Origin of the sequence: Nostoc sp. DedQUE08 (assembly GCF_034530895.1) — a bacterium.
In the GTDB taxonomy this organism is placed as follows: Bacteria; Cyanobacteriota; Cyanobacteriia; order Cyanobacteriales; family Nostocaceae; genus Nostoc.
The window spans coordinates 16,388-40,928 of sequence record NZ_JAVRCD010000059.1 but is presented as its reverse complement, the minus strand read 5'-3'; the positions used below and the strand labels follow the sequence as shown (position 1 = coordinate 40,928).

At 40.1% G+C, this 24,541-nt stretch carries 19 protein-coding genes and 1 pseudogene; 12 read left to right on the top strand and 8 right to left on the bottom strand.

All coding sequences use genetic code 11. The features are described from left to right. The 3 genes from RMY64_RS29290 to RMY64_RS29280 all read right to left on the bottom strand — a co-directional run bounded on the left by RMY64_RS29290 (position 1) and on the right by RMY64_RS29280 (position 4,431). On the bottom strand, positions 1 to 1,329 hold the full coding sequence (locus RMY64_RS29290; RefSeq protein ID WP_322701842.1) for an ATP-binding protein: 1,329 nt from the start codon (positions 1,327 to 1,329) through the stop codon (positions 1 to 3). A 94-nt stretch (positions 1,330 to 1,423) separates the two neighbouring features. Continuing rightward, positions 1,424 to 2,761: a tellurite resistance TerB C-terminal domain-containing protein gene (locus tag RMY64_RS29285; RefSeq protein WP_322701841.1), complete on the bottom strand. Its 1,338-nt coding sequence runs from the start codon at positions 2,759 to 2,761 to the stop codon at positions 1,424 to 1,426. 290 nt (positions 2,762 to 3,051) lie between these two features. Continuing rightward, on the bottom strand, positions 3,052 to 4,431 hold the full coding sequence (locus RMY64_RS29280) for an ATP-binding protein (RefSeq protein ID WP_322701840.1): 1,380 nt from the start codon (positions 4,429 to 4,431) through the stop codon (positions 3,052 to 3,054). A gap of 87 nt (positions 4,432 to 4,518) precedes the next feature. On the opposite strand from RMY64_RS29280, the gene RMY64_RS29275 reads away from it, so the two are divergent. Further along, a complete protein-coding gene (locus RMY64_RS29275) occupies positions 4,519 to 4,839 on the top strand; it encodes a TMEM14 family protein (RefSeq protein WP_322688837.1) in 321 nt (106 codons plus the stop codon). A gap of 642 nt (positions 4,840 to 5,481) precedes the next feature. On the opposite strand, the gene RMY64_RS29270 is transcribed toward RMY64_RS29275, so the two are convergent. Further along, positions 5,482 to 6,126: a hypothetical protein gene (locus RMY64_RS29270; protein ID WP_322701839.1), complete on the bottom strand. Its 645-nt coding sequence runs from the start codon at positions 6,124 to 6,126 to the stop codon at positions 5,482 to 5,484. Positions 6,127 to 6,208: 82 nt separating this feature from the next. Further along, positions 6,209 to 6,445: a DNA-directed RNA polymerase subunit omega gene (locus tag RMY64_RS29265; RefSeq protein WP_094351515.1), complete on the bottom strand. Its 237-nt coding sequence runs from the start codon at positions 6,443 to 6,445 to the stop codon at positions 6,209 to 6,211. A gap of 150 nt (positions 6,446 to 6,595) precedes the next feature. Between RMY64_RS29265 and RMY64_RS29260 the strand changes: the two genes are divergently transcribed. Then, the gene (locus RMY64_RS29260; RefSeq protein WP_322683713.1) at positions 6,596 to 7,015 is read left to right on the top strand and encodes a fasciclin domain-containing protein; all 420 of its coding nucleotides are present in this window, start codon (positions 6,596 to 6,598) and stop codon (positions 7,013 to 7,015) included. A 91-nt stretch (positions 7,016 to 7,106) separates the two neighbouring features. Here the strand turns inward: RMY64_RS29260 and RMY64_RS29255 are convergent, their stop codons facing one another. After that, positions 7,107 to 8,570 (bottom strand): glycoside hydrolase family 13 protein, encoded by a 1,464-nt coding sequence (locus RMY64_RS29255; protein WP_322701838.1) that lies wholly within the window; start codon positions 8,568 to 8,570, stop codon positions 7,107 to 7,109. Positions 8,571 to 9,202: 632 nt separating this feature from the next. On the opposite strand from RMY64_RS29255, the gene RMY64_RS29250 reads away from it, so the two are divergent. Then, positions 9,203 to 10,930: a S8 family peptidase gene (locus RMY64_RS29250; RefSeq protein WP_322701837.1), complete on the top strand. Its 1,728-nt coding sequence runs from the start codon at positions 9,203 to 9,205 to the stop codon at positions 10,928 to 10,930. 114 nt (positions 10,931 to 11,044) lie between these two features. Beyond that, on the top strand, positions 11,045 to 11,344 hold the full coding sequence (locus RMY64_RS29245; RefSeq protein WP_322701836.1) for a hypothetical protein: 300 nt from the start codon (positions 11,045 to 11,047) through the stop codon (positions 11,342 to 11,344). A 43-nt stretch (positions 11,345 to 11,387) separates the two neighbouring features. Here RMY64_RS29245 and RMY64_RS29240 read toward each other — a convergent pair whose 3' ends face one another. Beyond that, positions 11,388 to 11,759 (bottom strand): CU044_2847 family protein, encoded by a 372-nt coding sequence (locus tag RMY64_RS29240; protein WP_322701835.1) that lies wholly within the window; start codon positions 11,757 to 11,759, stop codon positions 11,388 to 11,390. Between the two features lie 146 nt (positions 11,760 to 11,905). Here RMY64_RS29240 and RMY64_RS29235 point away from each other — a divergent pair, with 146 nt between their 5' ends. From RMY64_RS29235 to RMY64_RS29215, 5 genes are all read left to right on the top strand, one after another. After that, a complete protein-coding gene (locus tag RMY64_RS29235; protein ID WP_322701834.1) occupies positions 11,906 to 15,349 on the top strand; it encodes a caspase family protein in 3,444 nt (1,147 codons plus the stop codon). A 251-nt stretch (positions 15,350 to 15,600) separates the two neighbouring features. After that, entirely contained in the window at positions 15,601 to 15,798 is a 198-nt protein-coding gene (locus RMY64_RS29230; protein ID WP_322701833.1) for a hypothetical protein, read from the top strand. Positions 15,799 to 16,248: 450 nt separating this feature from the next. Next, positions 16,249 to 17,538 carry a glucose-1-phosphate adenylyltransferase gene (locus RMY64_RS29225; protein ID WP_322688831.1) on the top strand — a complete coding sequence of 430 codons (1,290 nt, stop codon included), beginning with the start codon at positions 16,249 to 16,251 and terminating at the stop codon, positions 17,536 to 17,538. 71 nt (positions 17,539 to 17,609) lie between these two features. Continuing rightward, a complete protein-coding gene (locus RMY64_RS29220; protein ID WP_322673775.1) occupies positions 17,610 to 18,179 on the top strand; it encodes an AAA family ATPase in 570 nt (189 codons plus the stop codon). A gap of 120 nt (positions 18,180 to 18,299) precedes the next feature. Beyond that, positions 18,300 to 19,313, top strand: a complete 1,014-nt coding sequence (locus tag RMY64_RS29215; protein WP_322688830.1) for a DnaJ C-terminal domain-containing protein — start codon at positions 18,300 to 18,302, stop codon at positions 19,311 to 19,313. A 767-nt stretch (positions 19,314 to 20,080) separates the two neighbouring features. Here RMY64_RS29215 and RMY64_RS29210 read toward each other — a convergent pair. Beyond that, positions 20,081 to 20,584: pseudogene (locus RMY64_RS29210) on the bottom strand (DNA-processing protein DprA); the annotation flags it as partial. Between the two features lie 219 nt (positions 20,585 to 20,803). Between RMY64_RS29210 and RMY64_RS29205 the strand changes: the two are divergent. The 3 genes from RMY64_RS29205 (at position 20,804) to RMY64_RS29195 (ending at position 24,444) form a co-directional block, all read left to right on the top strand. Beyond that, positions 20,804 to 22,894: a transposase family protein gene (locus tag RMY64_RS29205; RefSeq protein ID WP_322701832.1), complete on the top strand. Its 2,091-nt coding sequence runs from the start codon at positions 20,804 to 20,806 to the stop codon at positions 22,892 to 22,894. A 6-nt stretch (positions 22,895 to 22,900) separates the two neighbouring features. Continuing rightward, positions 22,901 to 23,866, top strand: coding sequence for an ATP-binding protein (locus tag RMY64_RS29200; protein WP_322701831.1), 966 nt, complete (start codon positions 22,901 to 22,903; stop codon positions 23,864 to 23,866). A 65-nt stretch (positions 23,867 to 23,931) separates the two neighbouring features. After that, complete coding sequence (locus RMY64_RS29195; RefSeq protein ID WP_322701830.1) at positions 23,932 to 24,444, top strand: TniQ family protein; 513 nt, start codon at positions 23,932 to 23,934, stop codon at positions 24,442 to 24,444. The last annotated feature ends 97 nt before the right edge of the window (positions 24,445 to 24,541 follow it).

The following is a 24,541-nucleotide window of genomic DNA, read 5'->3' as shown; positions in this document are numbered from 1 at the left end:
CTACAAACTAAATTCTGCTGCGCCATCTTCATCCACATCTGCATCTCCACCTGCACCAGTAGGTTTAAATTTAGAGCCATGAATTAATTCACCAAACACAATTCCTGGATTTTGGTGAAGAATATTCAGCACACTCATAAAATCTCGCACAATTTCTCCTGGTGTCAGTAATGCTTCTGCACCCAAGCGACTAATAATTTCTTGTACAAACTCCTTCAACTCACGATTTGTCAAAGTCTGTTCATACCCAAAATTTACTGCATGAATCTCGGCTAAACGTTGCAAAAGCGTCAATATTTCTGCTTCACTTAACGGATTTAGCCGAATCACTGGCCCTAAATGTTCTTGAACATTAGCTTGTGCAACAAAACGACTTTCTTTGGTGCGTCTTTGCCAAGCTTGGTCTGCAAAAAGTCCTCGTTTGGGGTCTTCTAAAAACTTGGTTGTTCCACCAACGACAATGCCAAGATGTTCTGCTTTACACTGCATAGTATCATTAAACATTGCGAGGAGTCGATTATAATTTTTTTCCCGCGTGACTGTAGTAGATATTTGATATAAATGTACAGCTTCATCAACTAAAATTAACAGTCCTTTATAACCAATCTCAGCGACAAATTTCGCAAACAGTTTTATATAGTCATACCAACTATCATCATCAATAATTACCCGCACTCCTAAAGCTGCTTTCGCCTCAACTTTAGTAGTAAATTCTCCCCGCAACCAGCGCATTGCCGCATTTTTTAAATTATCATCATCCAATCGGTAGCCACGCCAATAAGCGATAATCACGCTACCAAAATCAAAACCGTGAACTAAATCTTCAATATACTGAACTACTTCTCTAATTTTCGCTTCAACTTGGTCATCAAAACCATCGTCATTCGGACGCATTTCAGTTTCTTTGACTACTTCTTGTTGAATTTTATTAATCCATCCTTCTAAAATCGAGACTAAAGCACCACCATCAGGACGAGTTTTTGTAGCTAGGTGGCTCATTAATTCTCGATAGGTGGCTACACCTTCATGATTGCTTCCTGCTAATCGGCGTTCAGGGGATAAATCAGCATCAGCTACTACAAAACCTTGCTCCATAGCGCGGTTGCGAATTAGTTGTAATAAAAAACTTTTCCCAGAACCGTAGTTACCAATTATGAAGCGGAATGCTGCGACACCTTCTGCAATATCATCGAGATTTTGTAATAGGCTTGTTAGTTCTTTTTCTCGACCTACTGCGATATATTCAACTCCCACTCTTGGTACTACCCCCGCACCAAGGGAATTGATTAAAGCAGTGGAGATTTTCTTCGAGATTTTGAACTTTGCCATGTATTACACTTCACTTGATTCTAAACGCAGAAGCACGCGGTAAGTAAGTAAGGGATATCATCTTACTACTAAATCTTACGACGGCAATAATAATTTAATTTGACGAAGTATGTCTGGTCATGAGACCTTCATACATCGCAATCATTTTTTTGACATCTGTTATATGCTCCTGATAAACTTTTGGACTTTCGGAATCAAAATTGATTATTAATTCCCCAATAGTATCATTTGCACGTTCATTTATAGAATCGATTAATAAATTTGGCATAGTGATATTTGCTTCAGCAATTTTTTTAATAGCACTATTGGGATTATCTTGTTCAACTATAGCTTTTAATACTTGTAACTCATATCCCGGAAGATTTCTGAGAAAATTAGTCCATTCTTCAGAGATATTTTCCGATGTCTCAACTTCTGATTTTTCAATAATATCAGAAGATTCAATTATTTCGGAAAATGGAAACAACTCAATATCATCTTCTTGGGAATTATCCGACAAAGGCTCTGGATTCAAGGTTTCTACTTGTTGTAGTAATTCCCATACTTGATTTTGTAATGAGTCTCGTTCTTCTTGCAATAATGAAACTTGGCCTTGTAATTGCTGTAATTCGGCTTTGTGTTCTGCGAGTTGGGTTTGTGAATAATTAAGAATAGCTTGGATATTTTCTCTTTCGGTTTTGGTTGCTACCAGCAATTGATTACTTTGGGTTGTCTCAACTTCTAGCTCTTGAATTGCAATTCGCAGTTCGTATAATTTTTCTTCTAATTGGGGTTTGAGTCTGCCTAAAAGAGTTAAATTACTTTCAATTTCTTGTTTCTCGTGTTGTAGCTCGGAAATTTGACTTTGCAACTGAGCGATTTCAGCGCGAGATACATTACAATTTGACTCTAAACGGCGCTTTTCTGCGGTGAGAATAGAAAAAGCATTGTTCAATTCAGTTTGATTATTCTGCAAATTATTAATTTCAAGTTGCAGGCTATTAACTTCTGTTTCTAATTGCTTCTTTTGTCCGGCAAATGCTCTTAATTCTCGATGTAAACTATCTCTTTGGCTACGACTTTCTATAACTTGATTTTGCAGCTGTTGTGATTCAGCATATAGTAAATTATGATGTTCTTCAATTTGATTTATTTCTCTGACAACACGAGCCTTTAATTCCTCCATATCTTTAATTCGCTTGCGGAGCGAACCTAAAACAAACATTTCATAATTTCTACGCCGCTTGTCTATGAATAATGCTGTTGTATGGATAGTAACGGCAGTAATTACACCTGTGAGAAAGGCTTTATTAAAATCCCAGCTTGGGACAAGGCTAAGACCAAAACTCACACTAAAGGCAACTATCACTAGTATAAATCTATTGCCGATCGTTACTGATTGCATATTGCTGGTTTTTAGCGTAGTTAAATTATCTGAATAAGTAGCTTTCATAGTAATTTATAATTCGTAATGAAGCTCTCTACGAGACGCTAAAAGCGTAGCTTGCTTCTCTGAAAGAGTACGTGGACTCGCTACCGCTACGCTAACGTAACTCGTAATTAAACAACACATATACATAAAATACTTAATGTAAGTGGTTTGTAATTTATTGTTCTGTTTGTTAGTCAAGATATTTTTCCCAGATTTGGGATCGTAATTGTTATGAAATCTTTAATTTTAGTTAATATTGCATAACATTGTTCTGTAATTTACAAAAAAGCGCAATCATTAATGAAATAATTTTAATGTGAAGTGTTGGATATGTTTTTATTTGCATGAAAAAGTGTTAAATCTGCTTTTAAAAAATCAACAAACTGCCGTGCTGTACGTCCAGAACGACCATTATGACGAGTTGCCCATTGTAATGCCTGAAATTCCAAATCTTCTTGGGTGATATTAATTTCAGCTTGTGCCACTAGATGTTGTACAATTTCTAAATAAGTTTTCTGATTGGCTGGTTCAAAAGTTAAGGTTAAACCAAAGCGATCGCTAAACGAAAGCTTCTCCTGCATCGTATCCCAGGCATGGATTTCCTCGTTATCCTTGGGGGTAGGTCTATCCACAAAATACTCCCGAATCAAGTGGCGGCGATTGGAAGTAGCATACACAACTACATTTTGAGGCCGTGCCGTTAAATTACCTTCTAAAACTACCTTGAGGGCTTTAAAGGCATCATCATCTTCTTCAAATGAAAGGTCATCGACAAAGATAATAAATTTTTGTGACACACCCCGTAAATGTTCCACGATTTCTGGTAGGTCTTTTAAATCAGATTTTGCCACTTCTAATAAGCGGAGGCTGCGTTGGGCTTTGCCCTTGCCGGAGGCATCGCTATATTCATTCAACAAAGATTTCACTAAAGAAGATTTGCCAGAACCGCGACTACCGTAAAGTAATACATGCAGTGCCATCTCTCCTGACAATAAAAACTCTGTATTTTTCAGCAAAGCATCTTTTTGAGATTCGTAACCGACAAGCGCACTCAGTTTAACCGGGTCAGAATATCTAATACCGATAAACTGCCCAGATTGCCATCGTAAAGCGCGATATTCTGCAAATAAACCAGAGCCACATTGCCGATAATAAGCTGCTAACTCTTCTACAGCATCACCCCAATTATCTAACTCTTGTAGATATGTAATGAATTTTGTCTCTACTCCTAGCAATTCTTGCTCTTTATACCACACTACTGGTGAAATCGGCATGTGAGCTACGTTTTGTACCCACTCGCTCAAAGAAGCGCTGCTACACTCATAGAGGCTTTGCAATACTTGTAAATCATGCTGAACTGCTGTTATTAAAGCTGGGGGCAAATCTTCAAATTCTTGCACTCCCGCCAGCCTTGTAAAAGGATTCTCACAAAAGAGAATTTGAGTAATTAAATAGTCTTCCCAGTTTTGATTTCTAGCAGCCAAAGCGTAAAAGTAATTGCCGTAAGCTTGGAGACAACCCCGTGCATCGGTGTCAGTGTAACGTATAGCTTGCAACAGTTCCAGAAATGCTATCCCGACTTCGCCTTGCAGAACAGATTGGTACAGTAAAAGTGAGGCTGCTTGGCGCTGGAGATATTGAATCTTTGTATATGAAGAAGTACTTGCCATTGGCATCGCTTGATTATCCATAAATCAACTGTGTGGTATAGCTAGATAGCTATGGTAAATTGTCTGCTGACCCTGGCAGTAAAGTCAAAGTCTACATAGGTTTTAACAATGAATTTAAGTATAATTGCTGCTTTTGCCTACGGTATATTAGCGATTGTTGGTGGGGTTATTGGCTACATTCAAGCTACAAGTAAGGTTTCACTTTTAAGCGGTAGCATTAGCGGTTTATTACTAATACTTGCCGCTTACTTTCAACTCCAAGGACAAACTTGGGGTGCGATTTTAGCAGTGTTAGTTACTGCTGTTTTAGTAGTTTTCTTTGCATTGAGACTGGCAAAAACACGCAAGTTTATGCCTGCGGGATTAATGACAATTTTGGGTATGTTGGCATTGGCGGTGATGGTGAATCAATTTGTGGCTTTAAGGTAGCATTAGTCTCTCAGCAATAACCACCCTCCTGTTTTTTTTGGTGTGGCATGAGTTTCTCTGCTTTGAATTATATTAGTACATTTATATTACTGTGACTTGTTACCTTTGCCTAATAACTTCTAGCATTCTCAATGAGTTATAGCGATTTCTGTCTAAATAAACGTGAATTCGACGGCTTATATAGTGTCCTTTAATTCGCTCAATCAAAAAGACCTCTCCCTGATTTTACTTGGCAAAATCGTCCCTCTCCGACTCGGAGAGGGACAGCCTTGAACTTTAGGTCAAGGCAGGGAGAGGTTTATCGAACTCACGTTAAATAAGGTAAACGGGTAGAGGCGCACAGTACCTTTATCAAGGTGAGTCAAATTGTTGGCAAATATAGCTGAGTGCTGAATGAAAAGGGTGTAGGGGATAGGGTGTGGGGTGTGGGGAACCCCATACTTAAAAGCAGGGGTTTCAAAACGGACGCTGTATATTTTGCACATACGTGTCACTACATACATCTTTTGATTTTTTCCATATTTAAAAACAGGGGCTTGTACCCGTTGGGTGCGGGAGAACGTTCTTTATCTAATACCTGCAACCCCACACCCCACACCCTTCTCGGTCAAAACCGAGTTGTTTCAAAACAAGGAAAATTTCTCATTTTAGGAGTTCGGCACCTCCTCGTTGTGGTGGCTGTGGGGTAGTTGATGTAGTCGGACTGGGTGCGGTATTGGAATTAGGAGATAGGGTATTTTGGGAAGCAGGATTAAATATATTGACTAAGACTTGTACTAGGGCATCTCGTTGGCTGCGGGTGAGACTTTTGATAGCTTTGCGATCGCCTTCTATCGGATTTTCCCGTAGTGAGTCATTCCCTGGATAGGTAGTATCATACATAATTTCGTTCACACCCAGGTAATCAGCTAAAGTCAACTTCCAATCTAAGCGATAAATGGGGGCCCGCCCTTTGGTATAAATGTGATATCTAATTAGGCGATTTGCTAAAGTGTTGTTTTCGGCAACTTTCCCATTTTCTTTACTGATATACTTATTTTCCCGTGGGAAATCTGGCAATTGTTGATACACCAGCTGCCAAACATCGCTAGGCGTGATTCTCTGGGCAGAAGCAGGTTGGATACTAAATATTCTATGTATTGATTTATCCGCTCCTGAACCTAAAACAATTACACTCACTAGTATTAAGGTAAGTAGTAGTAGTGTTAGCGGTAGCTCGGCGTTTCGCTTGTGCTGAGTTGTGAGTTTTGAGAAAATTGATTTAAATAGAAATTTTTTCTTTTTCATAGAACAATATTTTGGGCGTTGCTGAGTGAAAAGATGAATTTGCCTGATTCAGAATTCAGCACTTACCACTCAGCACTCAATCTTATAGTTCGCCGATAATTTCTGGTTGAGTCAACTCATCGGACATTTCGATTATTGCCCTTAGCACCGGCTTCATCATCGCATCTTCGTTACTTTCAAAGTCTTCGTAACGCCGACGTTTAGCACGATTTGCTACCTGAACCGTAATGCGGTATCGATTTGAGGCTGCACTAATCAGATCCTCAGCACGGTGCATAATCTGAGATTGAGTTGTCTCGAACTTAGAACGCTTTAGCATAATCAGTGGTTCTTGGGGTCATTCTCCAGTGTAACAGTACTAAATCAGTCTACTGCTGTCTGTTAAATCGCCAGCAACCTCTCTATTGATAGAGGCTAAGATATTTTAGTCACTTTATAAGTAACTTGTAGTATTAAATAACGCACCCTCATGGCTGACCTTGTGGAAACTGCGATCGCAGCAGGTAATTTCAATACTCTAATAAAAGCTGCTGAAGCTGGAAATTTCATAGAAACTTTGAAAAGCCCTGGTTCTTTCACGCTCTTTGCACCGACTGACGAAGCTTTTGCTAATCTGCCAGAGGGAACTTTAGACTCGCTACTACAAGATATCCCCAAGCTCCAGAAAATTGTGGCGTATCATATCGCTAGTGGGGATGTCAGGTCTGATGATTTGGTACAGATTAATGAGGCAGAGACGCTTGAAGGGTCAATTGTCGCCATTGAATCTGCCGACGGTAAATTTAAGGTAAATAACGCCAATGTCTTGAAAACAGATATTCTGGCAGACAATGGCGTGATCCACGTTATCGATGCAGTGTTGGTGCCTGCAATGGTGGCGGGAAGGTAATGTAATTGGGCATGGGGCATGGCGCATCGGGCATTGGGGCAGAGGAAAAAAACTTACTGCAACTTCTCCCCAGTTCCCCAGTCCCCAATACCTAATCCCCAGTCCCCAAAATGCACCCACTGCGTGCGGGAACAGTCAATGACAACTGCCGATCTCCTTTACTATTCCACTCAACTTCAGCAGTGCCATATAAAGGCTTGTTGGGTTGAGTACGCAAAGTAGCGACATCTGCATTCGCTGTTGCCGAACTTGTGCCAGCGTTGATGGCAATTATTAATTCCTCTGTCCCCAAAGTTCGCGCAAAGATATAAAGTTGTCCTTGAGCATAGAGAACTTGGTAATCACCAGTACGCAAGGCTGGGTAAGTGTGGCGGAGGGCAATTAACTGGTGGTGAGTATTAAAAATTTCTTGATTCCAGTTACTCTCTAAAGGAAAGCCACGGCGTGAGTCGGGATCTATTGCACCAGGTAAACCAACTTCATCACCATAGTAGATGCTGGGCGCGCCGGGAAAGGTGAGTAACAGTAGAGTTGACAATTCTATACTGGCTATATCGCCGCCTGCAATGGTCATCAATCGGGCTGTATCGTGACTTGCAAGCAAATTGAGTTGAGTTAGCTGAATTTCCCAAGGGTAAAGTTGCAGTACTTCTTGGATTTTGGTGGCGTACTCGGCAGCAAATAAGGGTGGGTAGGGTTGATAGTCGCGGCTTTGGACTTGTTCTAAGACTACGCGATCGCCTGCTGCAAAGGCAATTGTTGGCCCAGCAAATAGATAATTCATCACGCCGTCAAATTGCGTTCCATCCAACCACTCGCGGGAATCTCCCCAGACTTCGCCCACAATATAAGCTTCAGGATTGATGGCTTTGACGCGATCGCGAAATTCCTGCCAAAAACCAGGAGTTTTTATTTCAAATGGTACATCCAATCGCCAACCATCAATGCCGAATTTAATCCAATATTCGGCAATTTCCATAATGTATTCTCGTACTTCTGGATTATCGTGGTTAAATTCTGGCAAGGCGCGATTTCCCGCCCAGCCTACGTAGTTGGCAGGAAATTCGCCATTGTATGCTGAAAGCGGCCAGCCTTCTATTTTGAACCAATTTACCCAAGGCGAATGGGGGCCATTTTCTAAAACGTCGTGGAAAAAGAAAAAGCCCCGACTGGAATGGTTAAATACCCCATCCAGAACGACTTTGATATTCCGTTGATGGGCTGCATCGAGCAATTCCTTAAAAGCTTCGTTGCCCCCCAGCATTGGGTCAACTTGATAATAATCGTGGGTATGATAGCGATGATTACTGGCGGATTGAAAAATGGGTGTGAAGTAAATCGCGTTAATCCCTAAATTCTGGATGTAGTCTAAATCCTCCATAATCCCCCATAAATCGCCGCCTTTATAGCCCTGGAGAGTTGGCATAGAGTCCCAATCTTCCCAACGGGCTTCCTGCAATAACCGTTTGCGCGGCTGTTTGCTTCTGGCAAAACGATCTGGGAAGATTTGGTAGAAAACAGCGTGCTTCACCCAGTCTGGTGTTTGAATTTGCATGAATAACTTTTTGTATGTTTAGAAGCGATCGTTGCAAATATTAGCTTCTTTATGACTCTTACTTATGATAGAGAATCTGTCATTTCTCAGTAGTCATTAGCGATTTAGCCTTTTTGATGCTGTTTTATACGCAAATGTTATCAGTCTTAATTGGATGAACATCGGGGTTTGATTAGGAGCAGCACCAGAACCCATTCAAAAAGGTGAACGCAGAGATTTATTAAATTTATCTTTTTTACTTATTCCTTAATTCTTCTTAATTTTATTTTATTTACCTTGTCCGTAATGATTTCAGGAGAAACTGGATTAGTTTAATAGCTTCATAAAATTTCCTAGTGACTCCAGTCTTGGGTAAATCTGAGATGCGGCTGCTCAAAAATGTATCACGAGCCACAGAAAATTACGATCGGGGAGACAGAATTCAAAAATATGAGTTATGAATTAGCAATTGTCTTAGGAAGAACTTACCATTTCCTAAGCTTATTTGATGTTATCTATAAAAAAATAGATAACTATAGTCGCATCAAATAATCAAGGCTAAAAAAATACATAGACTGCATTAATGTGAGAGCGACTTATCCTACTAAAATCACTACTTAGTTGACAGCAAATAAATTGAGTTTGAGGTAACAATGAGACACGAAAAACTTTCCCCTGGGCTACTTTTGGCATATCAAGACTATCAAAATGAAGGAGATCGAGCTTTAGTTACACACAAGCGATCGCTTGGCATCATTGCGCACAAAAGCCCGGTTAAGCCTACTAAGAGCGTCGTTTTTATCTACTGCGACCCTGATGCAGACTTAAGTTATCTATCACAATATAATATTGAAGTCAATCAAAACTCCGGGAGTGTGCGGACGGCTTTCTTACCCATAGATAGTTTAGATGTCTTATCTGAAGAAGATGTGATTGTGCGGATTAAGCCATCACGCAAACTTCATTTGAGGATGGACACTGCAATGGGAACAGTCAAACTGCCGGAATTTAAGAATCAAACCGGATTGACTGGTAAAGGAGTAATCATCGGCATTATAGACAGTGGCATCGATCCGAAACACCCCGCCTTTGCTGGACGAATTTTACACATTTGGGATCAAACACTACCAGGGCCAGGAGTCACAGAGGGCGGCTATGGGGCTGAATTTACGGGAGCGCAACTAACAGTTTCTCAGGATACTGGCGGTCATGGTACTCACGTTGCTGGCATTGCCGCCGGTGCTGATGCTAGTTATGGCGGTGTCGCACCAGAAGCGGAATTAGTTGTTGTCAGGTCAGACTTACAGGATGCCCACATTGCAGATGGTGTGCGTTATATTTTCCGAGTTGCTAGGGAGTTGGGACGCCCAGCAGTGGTGAATCTCAGCTTGGGCGGACACGCTGATGCTCATGATGGTAGCGATTCCTTATCTAAAGTTATCGATGCCGAAACTGGGCCAGGAAGAATTGTTTGTTGTGCTGCGGGTAACGAAGGAAACGATAATATTCATGGACAAGCAATCATACCCAGTGGACGCACTCGTGGTATGCGCTTCAATGTTCCTTTGAATCAAGTAGGCATAGTTTGGTTAAACGCTTGGTATGCCAAAGACAGCGAATTGGAAGTATCTGTGCGGAGTCCTAACGGTTTTGTTACTCCCTTCCAAAAAATCATTACTGAAGGTAATGCCGCCCAAGATTACCAGTTACCAGATGCACGGGTGCAATTAGCGACACCAGCACCAGACCAAGCCAACGGCGACCATAATTTCTTTGTGCAAATACGCGGTATTGACCCCTCGCAAGTCATGGGAGGTATTTGGCAGCTGCGAGTCCGCAACACTTCTTCAACTGACACATGTTTAAATGTGTGGACGCTAGATGATAGTTCATCAGTGTTTTTCACAGGTAAAAGTGTGAAAGATGCCTTAAAAATTGGTTCGCCGGGAGCCGCCAGCAGTGCAATTACAGTTGCCGCCTATACTACTAAAACCAAGTACACAGATATTGATGGCCAAGTGCGAGAAATGGGCTTAGAATTGGACACTATTTCGGAATTCAGTAGTGAAGGCCCTCTACGCAATGATGGGCAGAAGCCGGATGTAGCAGCACCAGGAGCAATGATTGTTTCGACGCTTTCCGCCGATGCTAATTTTGACCGCTCATCGATGATTAATTCCAAGTTTGTGGTGCAGGCTGGTACGAGTATGGCGACACCGTTTGTAAGTGGGTTAGTAGCACTGCTGTTGCAGCGAGATCCTAAACTCGATCCGGTTGCTGTGAAAGACTTACTACGTAAAAATAGTGCAATTCCCGGCAAACCCGCAGGCACATTTGATGATAAATGGGGTTATGGAGTAATTAACGCTTTGAATCTGTAATTAGACTGAGACTGATGGATATTATTTCTGTACAAGGGTAGGTAACAACAACCGATAAATTTGATAGGTTAGGGTAGACAATTATTGCCTACCCTGTTTACCAAGGAGTTGCTGGTGAATTATCAGAAACTAGATGCCGCTCTTGCGACAGTGCTAAATGATGTTAAAGATTCAGAAGAAACTAGTTTGGCAGTTTTTATCCATACTGAACCAATTTTAAACTCTGCTGCAACTGCTATTTTAGAAAGCTTTGGTGTCAGTGGTGTTAGCAGTGGCAAAGATATTTTCACAGCAACACTTTCACCAAATGCCATTTCCCAGTTGTCAGAGCAACCTTGGGTGAAGTATTTGAAGCGATCGCAGCAATTAGGTTTGGTTAATAGGAGAATAAATACACCGAAGTTGGGCGTTTAATGGGCATTGCCTACCCTTGCACTGTGCAGATAGTTTGTTGCTGTTACTGTGAGTCAGGTTTTGGTTTTTCTGGAAACTTACACTTCACTTGAATTTCCAGATTACTTTCAGCAGAGCCTTCGCTAATATAAGGAATGCCAGCCTTCCCACCCAGCTTAATGCCAAATTTAAGACTTACCTCCTCAATATCCGCAGTATTGAAGTCTTTAAAAGCACTAAGAGCATAAATAGTATAAGAGCGAATCATTTGCCGAGCTTGTTGCATCCGAGCGATCGCATCTGTTCGTACATCCTTGTATTCTATGCCATCATCGTCCTCCTCAATTTCCGAAGTTATTTCGGTGGCTGTGACGTTAATCTCAATCTGCTCAATCTCTCCATCTGCTTGGAAAAATATTTGCTGTACTTCTGACATAAGCTACCTCGATTAAAGTTTTGTAACGTATCTGAATAAATTTCAGTTTGCTTGCGGAAAAATAACAGATGGTGTTGTTGTTAGCAACACAGCCATCATTGTGTCTGTCAAGATTATCCCGCATTTACCAACCCAAGGTGTGTTAAATGGCACGATACGCGCTTGTTATTGGCATCGCCGAGTATGTCAGCCCATCATTATCGCGTTTGTCGAAGACTACAAATGATGCTGAGGCTATAGCACAACTCCTAGAGCAGTATGGTGATTTCCAGTCTGTGCAAAGACTACCTCAGCGCTGGAATAAAGAGAAAAATGGCTATGAAATGGCAGCGTCAAAAGTTACTGGCGCTCAACTTGGGCAAGATTTGAGAACTTTTTTACTAGAGCAAGCTGATAATAATGAAGCGCTGATTTATTTTAGCGGACACGGTTTTACTATTTCTGACAATTTAGGGCAACAAAAGGGATATTTGGCAAGTTCCGATTGTCAGATTGAATTTAAGGATAACGAAAATGTTGAACAAAAATATGGTATTCCTCTGGATAGCCTCAACGATTTAATTCAAGAGTCGCAATTGAGTAGTTTAGTGATGCTACTCGATTGCTGTCATAGCGGCTATTTCTTAGAAAGACAATTAATAGAAAGAACTCTTAACGCTTTCAGTTCGCAAAAAGATTATTACTTAATTACAGCTTGTCGTGGCTTTGAACGCGCCGGAGTAATTAAGAGTGAAGAATATAGTATTTTCACAAGCGCAGTTGTTAAGGGATTGGCAATAGAAAATGCAAGTAGTAATAGTAGGCGAATTAGTGGCGATCGCTTGTTTGATTTTGTCAGCAACGAACTTAAAGGTTCCGTACAGGAACCTATTCGTATGGGTTGGGGACGTTCCATTACTCTGGTTACTTATCCCCAATTAGATATTCCTACAGGAGAAAAAATTGCTTTCAATCAGGAAAATCCTTATCGGGGACTTTATGCTTTTGAATCAGAACAAGCGCAATATTTTTGTGGACGAGATGAAGCGGTTCGCACACTAATTTTGCGTTTAGCAGAGAGTCGATTTTTGGCTGTAATTGGCTACTCAGGTAGTGGTAAATCTTCTTTAGTAAAAGCCGGTTTGTTGCCGCAACTAAAAGGCGATCGCCTCCCAGGAAGCAGTCAATGGGCGATCGCATCTTTTACACCAGGAGAGCATCCTTTAGGTAAATTGGTTGATATTTTAGCTCAACAACAGCAGCAAAATCAACCCCAATTATTGTTTATCGATCAATTTGAAGAAATATTTACCCTTTGCCAAGACGATGAAGAACGCAAAGCTTTTATCCGCTTAATAGTAGAAGAAGTCAAGACGGCTGAGAGACAAACACGCATAATTTTGACTATTCGCGGTGATTTTTTAAATAAATGCGCTGACTATGTAGAAATTATTACTCTCATTAATAGTTTCCCTCCGACATCATTCATCGTGCCAATAATGTCTTTTACTGAGTTAGAAGAAGCAATTGAAAAACCAGCAAAATTGCATGGTGTAACATTTGAGCATGGTTTAGTTTCACAAATTTTCGCTGATGTAGTCAACCGTCCAGGTGCATTACCCATACTACAATATGCGCTTAAAGAATTGTGGCGAGTTTGTATTGAAGAACCTGAATCGCCAAAACCACTTTTAACTCATGAAGGCTATGAGGAAATTGGCGGCGTTAAAGGAGCTTTAGACAAACGAGCGACAATTTTGTATCAAAGTTTAACAACTATAGATCAAGCCTTTGCGCGTTGCTTATTTATGGAATTAGTACAGTTAGGTGAAGCTGGAGAAGTGACGCGACGGCGTGCTAGCTGGGATAGATTAGAAGCAATTTCAGATTCTCCCCAACAATTACAACGGGTTGTAGGATTACTGGCAGGTTCTCAACAACGTTTGATTATCACCGATCGAGATACTGTAGAAGTTGCTCATGAAGCACTTTTATCTGAGTGGAAATTATTAAACACTTGGATTGATGAAAATCTAGAGAATATTCGTCTGAGTCGTTCTTTAGAGGAAGATTGCCAGGAATGGGTACAAAGATTTAATAAATCGGATGAAGCACTGTTAGCGGGTGCAAAATTGGCTGTAATTTCTGAGTGGGTAAATAAGACTCAGCCCAGACTTACGCCATTGGAATCAGGATTTTTGCATAAGAGTTTGGAGAGACGCGATAGAGAAATTCAAGCAGAATTAGAGCAAGCAAAAAAACTCCAACAGCAAGCAGAAGCCAAAGCCAAAGCTGAATCACAAATAACTCGGTTTGCGATTGCTTCTGCAACACTTGTAGCCTTATGTGGTGGACTGGGATTTTTTGTATGGCAACTTGGAATCCAAAATAGATATAAGGATTATCTCATTTCTGTATCGGTTATCTCAACACCTAAGCTACTTTTTGATAGTGGAAGCCAGCTGGAAGCTATGATAGCAAGTGTACAAGCACTCAAGCTGTTGCAAAATGTAGGTGGAGGAAACGCTAATACCCTCAATCCACTTAAATCAGTAATTGATCAAGTACAAGAGCGTAATCGCCTAGAGGGACACACCAAAAGCGTTAACGGTATAAGTTATAGTCTTACAGATCCATTAATTGTTTCTGCAAGTTCAGATAAAACTTTAAGACTTTGGAAAATTGATGGTACTCCAGTGCAAACTACTCAGCCTATGACACATGATGATCAAGTCTATACTGTGAATTTTAGTCCTAATGGTGAGTATATAGCCTCTGCAAGTGCTGATAAAACAGTCAAGCTTTGGGAAAAAGACGGTACTTATATTACTACTCTTAAAGGTCACGAGCAAGGAGTCACATCTGTAAATTTTAGTCCTGATAGTAATACTGTTATCTCTGCTAGCGAAGATGGAACAATAAGACTTTGGAACATAGTAAATGTTTTTCTAAAGAAAGCGATACAACCCACTATTATTAAAGGACATAACGGTACAGTTTGGTATGCAGAATTTAGTCCTAATAGTCAGCTAATCGCCTCTGCTGCTAATAATGGAATTGAGATTTGGAATAAAGATGGTATTTTGATTACTAATCTTAAAAGGCAAGGACATACTGCGGCAGTAAAATATGTGACTTTTGGGCGTGATAATAAAACTATTATTTCTACAAGTGAAGATAGAACTATTCAAATTTGGAAGTGGCAGATTGACCCAAAAAAGATTGAAACAAAACTTTTTACTGAGAAAGGAAACAAATCTTACATCGGAAAGTTCAGTCCAAATTATAAATTTTTTGCTACTGCAAATCCAGATGGAAGAATAAATATTTGGCAAGCTGACAATGGTAATAAAATAGCTACTCTAGAACGGCATAAAGACGAAGTTTTTGATTTAAGCTTTAGTCGTGATAGCAAAGAAATTGCTACTGTCAGTGCTGATAAAACTATCAAGATATGGAGTTTAGATTTTCTTGAAAAAAATGTAAATAACAATAAAAATAGCAATTCTGATTTAATCAAGAGAGGTTGTACTTGGATTGCTGATTATTTAAATAATAATAAAAATGCTCATGAGCAATATCAAGATATTAAACAAATATGTCATAAATAATATTAACATTTTTAGATTTACTAAGAAAAAAGTTTAGTTTATAATAATTGGTAAAAAAATGTTTTAAAACTCCTGGAAGGTATAATTTTGCAGTAATAACTTAGGTTAACTCTGACGAAGAATCAAGGTTTCAGTCATGTAATGAGATACTTTGCAGTGCTCAATCTGAGAGCAAAAGACCCTTTTAAAACATCCTCTAACGATTACAATTCACCAAGACCACAGTAATTAACTCTAAGGAGAAATTAAAAGTGAATAAAGATAAATTGCTCAACGATACAACCTCTATAAAAAGTCAAAATATTCCAAAAAAACTAGCCAATGCCAGCCCCAACTCTGATGCAGGCACTCAACCTAGCCCTAAAAGTGATAATTCTCCTGAAGATAAATCTAAAAATGATGAAGGAAAAGGGGGGAAGATTAAAGGGGAAAGGAAACCCCATATTTAAAAACAGGGGTTTCAAGTATGGACGCTGATGTTTATCGCATTGTGTGCCTCAAAAATCTTCTTTGAACTTCAATGCATATTTAATAACAGGGGCTTTGTACCATATAGGGAAAAGTTCTTTCTTCTTCTTCCTTTACCCCTTTCACCTTTTTTAGTAAATAGGCAAATATAAGCAAAAGTTGGGAAGCGATCACTAGAGGTTCAATTAATCTAAGGTTCACTGTCATAATCTTTGATAGTTGACAGTTTGTCAGAGCAGTCTAGCGATCGCACCCCATTCCTCATCCAAATTAATACAAATGTTCTATCTTTTCTCCTTATCAGCCGCACTATCCATTACTAGTAGCATTCTGTAAAATTCATCCCAAAGAATCAGACGATCCCCCTTACCTGTGGTGGCAGACAGTCCTAAACTGAGAGTGAGAGTTGAAAGGCAGTCAGGAGAAATTTTGTGAAGAAAGTATTATCAATCATTCTTGGTGGTGGCGCGGGTACTCGACTTTACCCACTAACCAAACTCCGCGCTAAACCAGCAGTACCAGTGGCGGGGAAGTATCGCTTAATCGATATCCCTGTTAGTAACTGCATAAATTCCGAAATATTCAAAATCTACGTCCTGACACAATTCAACTCAGCTTCCCTGAATCGTCACATCGCCCGTACCTACAACTTTACTGGCTTCAATGAAGGGTTTGTGGAAGTTCTAGCTGCACAACAAACACCAGAAAACCCCAACTGGTTCCAAGGTACAGCCGATGCTGTACGTCAGTATCTGTGGTTAATGGAAGAATGGGATGTAGAAGAATATCTAATCCTCTCAGGCGATCACCTCTACCGTATGGATTATCGCCAGTTTATCCAGCGCCATCGGGAAACGGGGGCTGATATTACTCTCTCAGTCATCCCCATTGATGAGCGTCGCGCCTCAGATTTTGGCTTGATGAAAATTGATGATTCTGGTAGAGTCATCGATTTTAGCGAAAAACCCAAAGGTGAAGCGTTACACCAAATGCAAGTTGATACAAGCGTACTGGGATTATCAAAAGAACAAGCCCAGCAACAGCCTTACATCGCCTCAATGGGGATTTATGTCTTTAAAAAAGAGGTTTTGTTCAAGTTGTTGAGAGAAGGTGTAGAAAGGACTGATTTCGGCAAAGAAATTATTCCTGATGCCTCTAAAGATTACAACGTTCAAGCTTACCTTTTTGATGACTACTGGGAAGATATTGGAACAATCGAAGCATTTTATCATGCCAATTTAGCTCTAACTCAGCAGCCCCAGCCACCCTTTAGTTTCTACGATGAAGAAGCGCCAATTTATACCCGTGCTCGCTACTTACCTCCAAGTAAACTTTTAGAATGCCAAATCACAGAATCAATTATTGGCGAAGGTTGCATTTTGAAAAATTGCCGCATTCAACATTCAGTGTTGGGAGTGCGATCGCGAATTGAATCTGGTTGTGTGATCGAAGAGTCCCTACTCATGGGTGCAGATTTTTATCAAGCTTTTGTAGAACGCCAATGTAACGTAGAAAAAGGTGACATTCCTGTAGGTATTGGTACTGACTCGATTATTCGCGGTGCTATCATTGATAAAAATGCCAGTATCGGTCACGATGTCAAAATCATCAATAAAGATAACGTGCAAGAAGCTGACCGAGAAAGTCAAGGTTTCTACATCCGTAGTGGCATCGTTGTCGTACTGAAAAATGCTGTAATTCCTGATGGAACTATCATTTGATAGTTAAGAGTTAGGAGTTAGGAGTTATGAGTTAATGACTAAAAATTTTGATAGTTAGGAGTTATGAGTTAATGACTAAAAATTCTGATTACTCCTCACTCATCACTTTTAATTCCTCACTTCTAACTTCTCACTCCTCACTTTTTTTACTGATTGGTCTTCCAGGTAGCGGGAAGTCAACTTTGGCAAAACAATTACTGACAGAATCCCCTGAAATGGCGCTAATTTCTACCGATGCCATTCGGGGGAAATTGTTCGGTTCCCAAGCTGTTCAAGGGCCGTGGCTACTGATTTGGCGCGAAATTGAACGGCAATTTCAGCAAGCTATTTCCACAACTAATACAGCTATTTTTGATGCCACCAATGCCCAGCGCCGCAATCGTCGTGAAGTCATTGCTTTAGCACGTAACTTGGGCTTTACCGACATTGGGGGAATTTGGGTGGATACACCAGTTTGGCTGTGTTTAGCACGGAATAAAAAGCGATCGCGCCAAGTTCCAGAAGAAATTATTTTGCGGATGCACCGTCAACTCCGGGATGCTCCCCCAAGTCGAGGAGAAGGATTAGACAGCCTGAGCCGCTTATCAGAAAAATCGGAGTACGGGAATTGCGATTCCTTGGTGAGCGAGAACCACACTTGATTTTCTATATTTTTTGTTAATTTAAAATCATATTCTTTTGTTTGGCACTATACCAGGCAAATTAAATATCTCATTTTCAAAAATAAACATAACGGGAATTTCTAATTAGGAGGCTGGTAGATGGCTGCAACCGACTTCAAGGACTATTACGCTATTTTGGGAGTCAGCAAGACTGCCAGTTCAGAAGAAATTAAACAAGCCTTTCGTAAACTAGCCCGCAAATATCACCCTGATGTCAACCCAAACAACAAACAGGCAGAAGCACGCTTCAAAGAAGTTAGCGAAGCCTACGAAGTTGTGTCAGACCCAGATAAACGCAAAAAGTACGACCAATTCGGTCAATATTGGAAACAAGCTGGTGAAGGTTTCCCATCTGGTGGTGCTGCTCCCGATATGGGTAACTTTGACTTCAGTCAATATGGCAATTTTGATGAGTTCATTAATGAGTTGCTAGGACGCTTTGGTGGCCCTCCCCCTCGTGGTGGGGCGCGCCAAAGTCAGGCACGAAGTCACTCTTACCGCACTTCTCCAGGTACCTCAACTCATTTTAGCAGCAGCTTTAACGATTTTGGGTTTCAAGATGGAGGTGCGGGTACTGGGCAGGATAGCGAAGCTGCGATCGCTCTAACTTTTGCTGAAGCATTTAATGGTGTGAAAAAGCGCTTCAGTTTAGGTAATGAAACAATAGATGTCAACATCCCATCTGGGGCTAAAACTGGTACTCGTCTACGGGTGCGAGGCAAAGGTCAGATTAACCCCATGACTCAACAACGGGGAGATTTATACTTAAAAGTCGAACTTCAGCCGCACACCTTCTTCCAAATGGAAGGCGATAACTTGGTATGCGAAGTGCCAATCACACCAGATGAAGCGACTCTGGGAGCGTCTATTGATGTACCCACTCCCGATGGTTCAGTTAATGTCAAACTACCAGCAGGAGTGCGTTCTGGTCAATCTCTACGTTTACGTGGCAAAGGTTGGCCCCTCTCCAAAGGTGGACGCGGCGATCAGTTGGTGAAAGTGGCGATCGTTCCACCAAAAGACCTCAGCCAACAAGAGCGGGAATATTATGAAAAAATCCGGGCTATACGTACTTATAATCCCCGTAGTCATTTGAACCAATTTAGGCTTTAACAAGCAAAAAGAGAATCCCCATAATTGAAAATCTCGTCATTACTCACATTTTGGTGACAGTTAAAGTATTATGCTAAACCATATCTTGTCTAAAACTTAAGTTCTGTGGCTTTGAGCTACTGTTCACTCAAGTGGACTTAAATCATGTTCGGATAAGTGTTTAACCGAACTTGAGGTGAATTGTTGTTTAGTCCAGTTAAGAGAACTTGAACTATTAGCCTCGGAATTGTATTTCGAGGCACAATAGCAACTAAGCTAAAGATAAAAAGATGTGGGTAACGACAAATAATAAGAATTAAGGGATTTTTTTGCGATCGCCAAAACAAGTAAAATGCAGAAACGCGAAATTAAGGCATCTCTATTCTATATATATTGGCTAGCAATGTAATTTTTTGTTACTTTGCGATCGACAGTAGACATCTTGTAAAAGTAACTTTTGCTTTCCGGTTGGGGTGCATGTTAAAGGTTAAAGGGTAAGGGGAAATTCCATACTTTTACCCTCGCCCCTTATCCCCAGAGTGGACTCAACCTTCCTATTTTCCCCACTTCTGCAATTTTTTTTATATAAAAAAATAAAATTTTTATATTGTTAGGACTTACGCAAGTGTCACAAAACAATCGGATTTGTAGTTTGTAGTAAGCGGTACCCCTTATTTTGAGGACTAAAGTCCTCTCTGCCAGACGCTACGCGAACACTACGAACTGTTATAAATCTGATGATTAAATTGCGAAAAATAAATCTAAATAATGTTGTTATCTTTTAATTCTTAACTTTTTTGATACCGCATACCTGGTAGTTGCGAAATAAAACCCATAAGTTCCAACTGTAACAAAGCACTGGAAACTGAGCCAGCAGCCATACCGGTTTGTTGGACAATAAAATCGAAGGGTAAAGCATCACTTGCGATCGCATTCATTACTGTTTGCAATTCTGGCGATAAAGTTGGCATTAACTGTTCTGGTGCTGTAGAAGCTTCAATCGCATCAATTTGTGGTATTGCTCCTAGCATTGTTAACAGTTCGTCTAGTTCTTTAAGAATGAAAGTTGCTCCCTGACTCAGTAACTTTAAGCATCCTTGGGATGGATAATCGTCAAGTCTTCCAGGTAATGCATAGACATCTCTACCAAATTCATTTGCGTAGGTAGCAGTAATTAAGGCACCAGATTTTAAAGGCGCTTCCATTACCAGAATGGCGCGGCTTAAGCCTGCAATAATGCGGTTGCGACGGGGAAAGTGAGTCCGGTCGGGTGGAGTTTTTGTCGGGTACTGTACATTAAACAGATATTTGTCAGTTTTAGACACTTAATGTCACTCAGTTTATTTGAGGGTAAAGCCTTATTGCATAGGCTTTTTAGGCATTTTCATGGTCTTTCTACTCTTACATCCGATTTAAACAGCTATTTGCCTTTTTCCCAAAAATCTATAAAATTTCTTTAAACAGATAAATGCCTTTTCTCCAACTAACTCAAAAAACTATTAGTTTAACTTATGGAAGCAGATATTTCGGTCAGTGAATTATCTTTACCTTCTCAAGATGTTGAAATACCTCAAATACAGGATGAAGAACCAAAAACTAAGGAATACAAAATCCTGATTGAGTTGATCGAAGATTTGGATAAAAAAAAGGAGGTAATGCTTAAAGTTGAGGCGATCGAGGATATTCTTCAAGCTTCAGACGAAGTTAAGGAGGAAAGAATTCAATCATGGGCCGAAAAACTCGAAAAGCATCCTAGAACAATTAAGCGATGGCTAGCAAAGGTAGAGAAAGAGGGTTTGGCTGCCATAGCTAGAGCTGTTCGTTCCGATGCAGGTCAATTCCAAAGCTTTAAGCACTGGAAGAATGATGTTAACTATTGGGTGGAATTTATCCAAAATTGTTATAAGAAGGCTAAAAAAGCAGGCTTAGGAATAACTCCAAACCTTGTTTATAACCAAGTCTGCTCCCACGCTGAACTAAAATTAGGGCTAAAAAAACGAGAATACCCTTCACATATGTTTGTGTACAAGGTTTTAAACCCTATTATCGAAAAGAAAAATCAAAAAGTTCGCAATCCAGGGCAAGGGCCAGGCATTATCATCAAAGTTACTGATTGCAAAAAAAAAGATGGCAAATCAGTAGAGGAAGATATAGTTGTTATACGCAGCAATCAGGTTTGGCAAATTGACCATACCCCGTTGGATAATTTACTAGTAGATGCGAATGGACTACTAGCTGGTTGTGTTTGGATTACTGCGGTTATCGATACCTGGTCGAGTTGTGTGATGGGCTATCACATAGGCTTTGAATCTCCAGGTTCCTATCAAGTTGCCTTAGCACTCCGGCACGCAATTTGGCACAAACACTATGGCCCAGAATATAATCTCAAAGAACATTGGAAAGCTTGTGGACTACCTGAATATATTGTTACTGATAGAGCGAAGGAATTCAAGTCTGCACATTTAACACATATTGCCACTGATTTAGGGGGCATTAAACTGCGTCTTCGTCGCTATACGCAACAAGGCGGGGTGATAGAGAGATTGTTTTTGCAACTGAAGACTGAATTCGCAGCACTAATAATTGGCTACAAGGGAGGTAACTTGCAGGAGCGTCCAAAGAATGCTGAAAAAAAAGCTTGTGTTTCATTTGAAGAGTATGAGAAGCTATTGGTTCAACATTTTCTTGCTCACAGCACTCAACATTTTTATAAAGGAACTAGTCAAGTACTCATAGATAGATGGTTAACAGGGTTGCCTAATTATAAGCCAAAATTACCTGATAACGAGCGAGAACTTGATATCTGTTTAATGAAACAGACAAAGCGAAAAGTGCAAGAATATGGAACTATAGAGTTTAATGGACTAAAATATACAGCTAGTTTAATCAAAGATGATGATGGACATTGGCGATTTGATCAAAAAGCAAATTTTTTAAAGCCTTACGAAGGAAAGGAAGTGGCACTAAGATATAATCCAAGCAATATCGTTTATCTTCTCATATATACAAGGGAGAAGAACGGACAACCATCAAAGTATTTAGGTACTATCAGGGCTAGAGACTTGGATAAAGAGCGGCTGTCTTTAAAAGAGTTGCAAGACCGCAAGAATCAAATCCGGGAAGACTGTAAAAAAGTTGATCAGACTTCAATCCTGGCACAACAACGGGATTTACTAGCATTTTCACTTGATAAGGCAAAGACTCTTAGAGGAAGACGAAAAACCGAGCAATTCCGTATTACAAGTGAATCTAATCACGGTAATGTTGTACAGATGCATCCTGAAAATTCTGATAAAAAAATTGAAGAAAGCAGAAAGCAGGAGGCAGAGAACAGAAGAAACGAGCTACAAGAGGATGCGGCTCCTCCTGATTTAAAGCCAGTGAATTCAATAGGGGTCTTAAACCCTTCCTCCTTTAGTTTGCAGCAGGAGACAGAGGACAACAGTATTCCTTCTACCTCTCTTAATAAAACTATTTCACCTGCGCTCGATTCATCATCCCCAAAAGTTGTAGAGTCTAAATATAAACAAAACGAGATTTCAGTGAAACCTGCATTATTTGTTGTTTCTGACTGGGATGAGTTCATGGAAAACAACTGGTAATCATAAATGAGCCAATCTAGCGAACCCATTAAAGAACCAGAAGAACTGCGCCGCTCGTCTAAGCAACAGCCAGAGACTAAGCAAAGCGATAATGCTGAACCGAAACCAACCACGCAGGAGTCTGGACAGCAACAAAGCCAATCATCTCTCCAAGCAGAAATTGAGCGAATTGGCAGAATTGATCCGTATATAGGGCTGCAACGGGATACTGATTTGTTCACTAGCTTGGATAAGTGGCGTGATTTAAGAATCTGTAGTCGTGTTACATCGGTTGACCGATTGGGTTTATCCAAAGCATTAGACTATTACACAAAGCAACGTATTAAACGTCGAGGCGGTTTATTGCAGGTTCCTGCCCCAGTTGTATATATCGAAGTTGAACAACATTGCAGACCTACTGATTTATTTCTTTTAATCTTGAGCTTTCTTTCCAATCCGCTTGATTTTGGGCCTTTGCGAGATTTGCGTTCACGGACTTGGGGAACATTTAAAGCATATGGAGTCAAAATACTAATTGTCAATAATGCAGAGTGGCTTTCGTTAGCAGCCTTGAACGAACTTGTACGAATTTTTGAAAAAACAAAAATTTCAGTTATTTTAACTGGTTCCCTTTATCTAAACGATAATTTTAATCCGAACTCTCTCAAAAAGAAAAAATATATCAACATTCATAATACATTTTTAAAATATTACGAATTTAGTTTATTGTCTCAGCCGGATACGGCAACTGTAATTCAAGAGTGGGAGATATCAGGATTACGATGGTCAAAGCCATTGAACTTAGCAATGGATACTGACATAGTTAAAGTTCTACACGACGCTTCTCAAGGGCAACTTAGACCACTGTATGAAAATCTTCGTGAGATCGCGGCTTGGAAACTTAACAACAGTAGAGTTCAAATTAATCCTCAAAATATCTCTAAAGCGTTAGGCATTTGTTCTAAGCCAATCTCAAAATATACAGACATTTAATTCATAGATGCTGATTAAATTCAAATTACAGTTTAATATAGATTCTAAATTTTAAAACACAAATTATGGATAGAGAAGAAATACAAGCTACACCTTGGTATCTGGAACCTTATGAAGGAGAAAGCATCAGTCATTACTTTGGTCGATTTCGCCGTCATGAATTAGTTTGTATATCTTCTCCTGCTAATTTGAGTAAAGCCGCAGGGATTGGGCCAGTGTTGGCAAGGTGGGAAAAATTTAGGTTTAATCCATTTCCAACTCAGGAACAATTGGCAGCGATTGGCAAACTAATCGGTTTAGAGGCAGACAGGTTAACTGAAATGCTGCCGCCCAAAGGTGAAAAAATGAAGCTTGAGCCAATCCGATTGTGTGCGGCTTGCTATACAGATCAACCGTATCATCGAATCGAGTGGCAATTTCAATCAACAGCTGGGTGCAAACGCCACAAACTGCGCTTGTTATCGAAATGTCCAGGTTGTCAAGAAACTTTTGTCATCCCTGCTTTGTGGGAAAAGGGAGAATGCCAAAGATGCTATATGCCGTTTAAAACAATGGTAAAGCGTCAAAAGGTCTATTGAGTATATTTATAACTTTTGAGATCAGAAATATAGAATAATGTATTACTAAAATAAAACTGTTAAATAACGTTTATACGGTTAACCGTATAAATATATG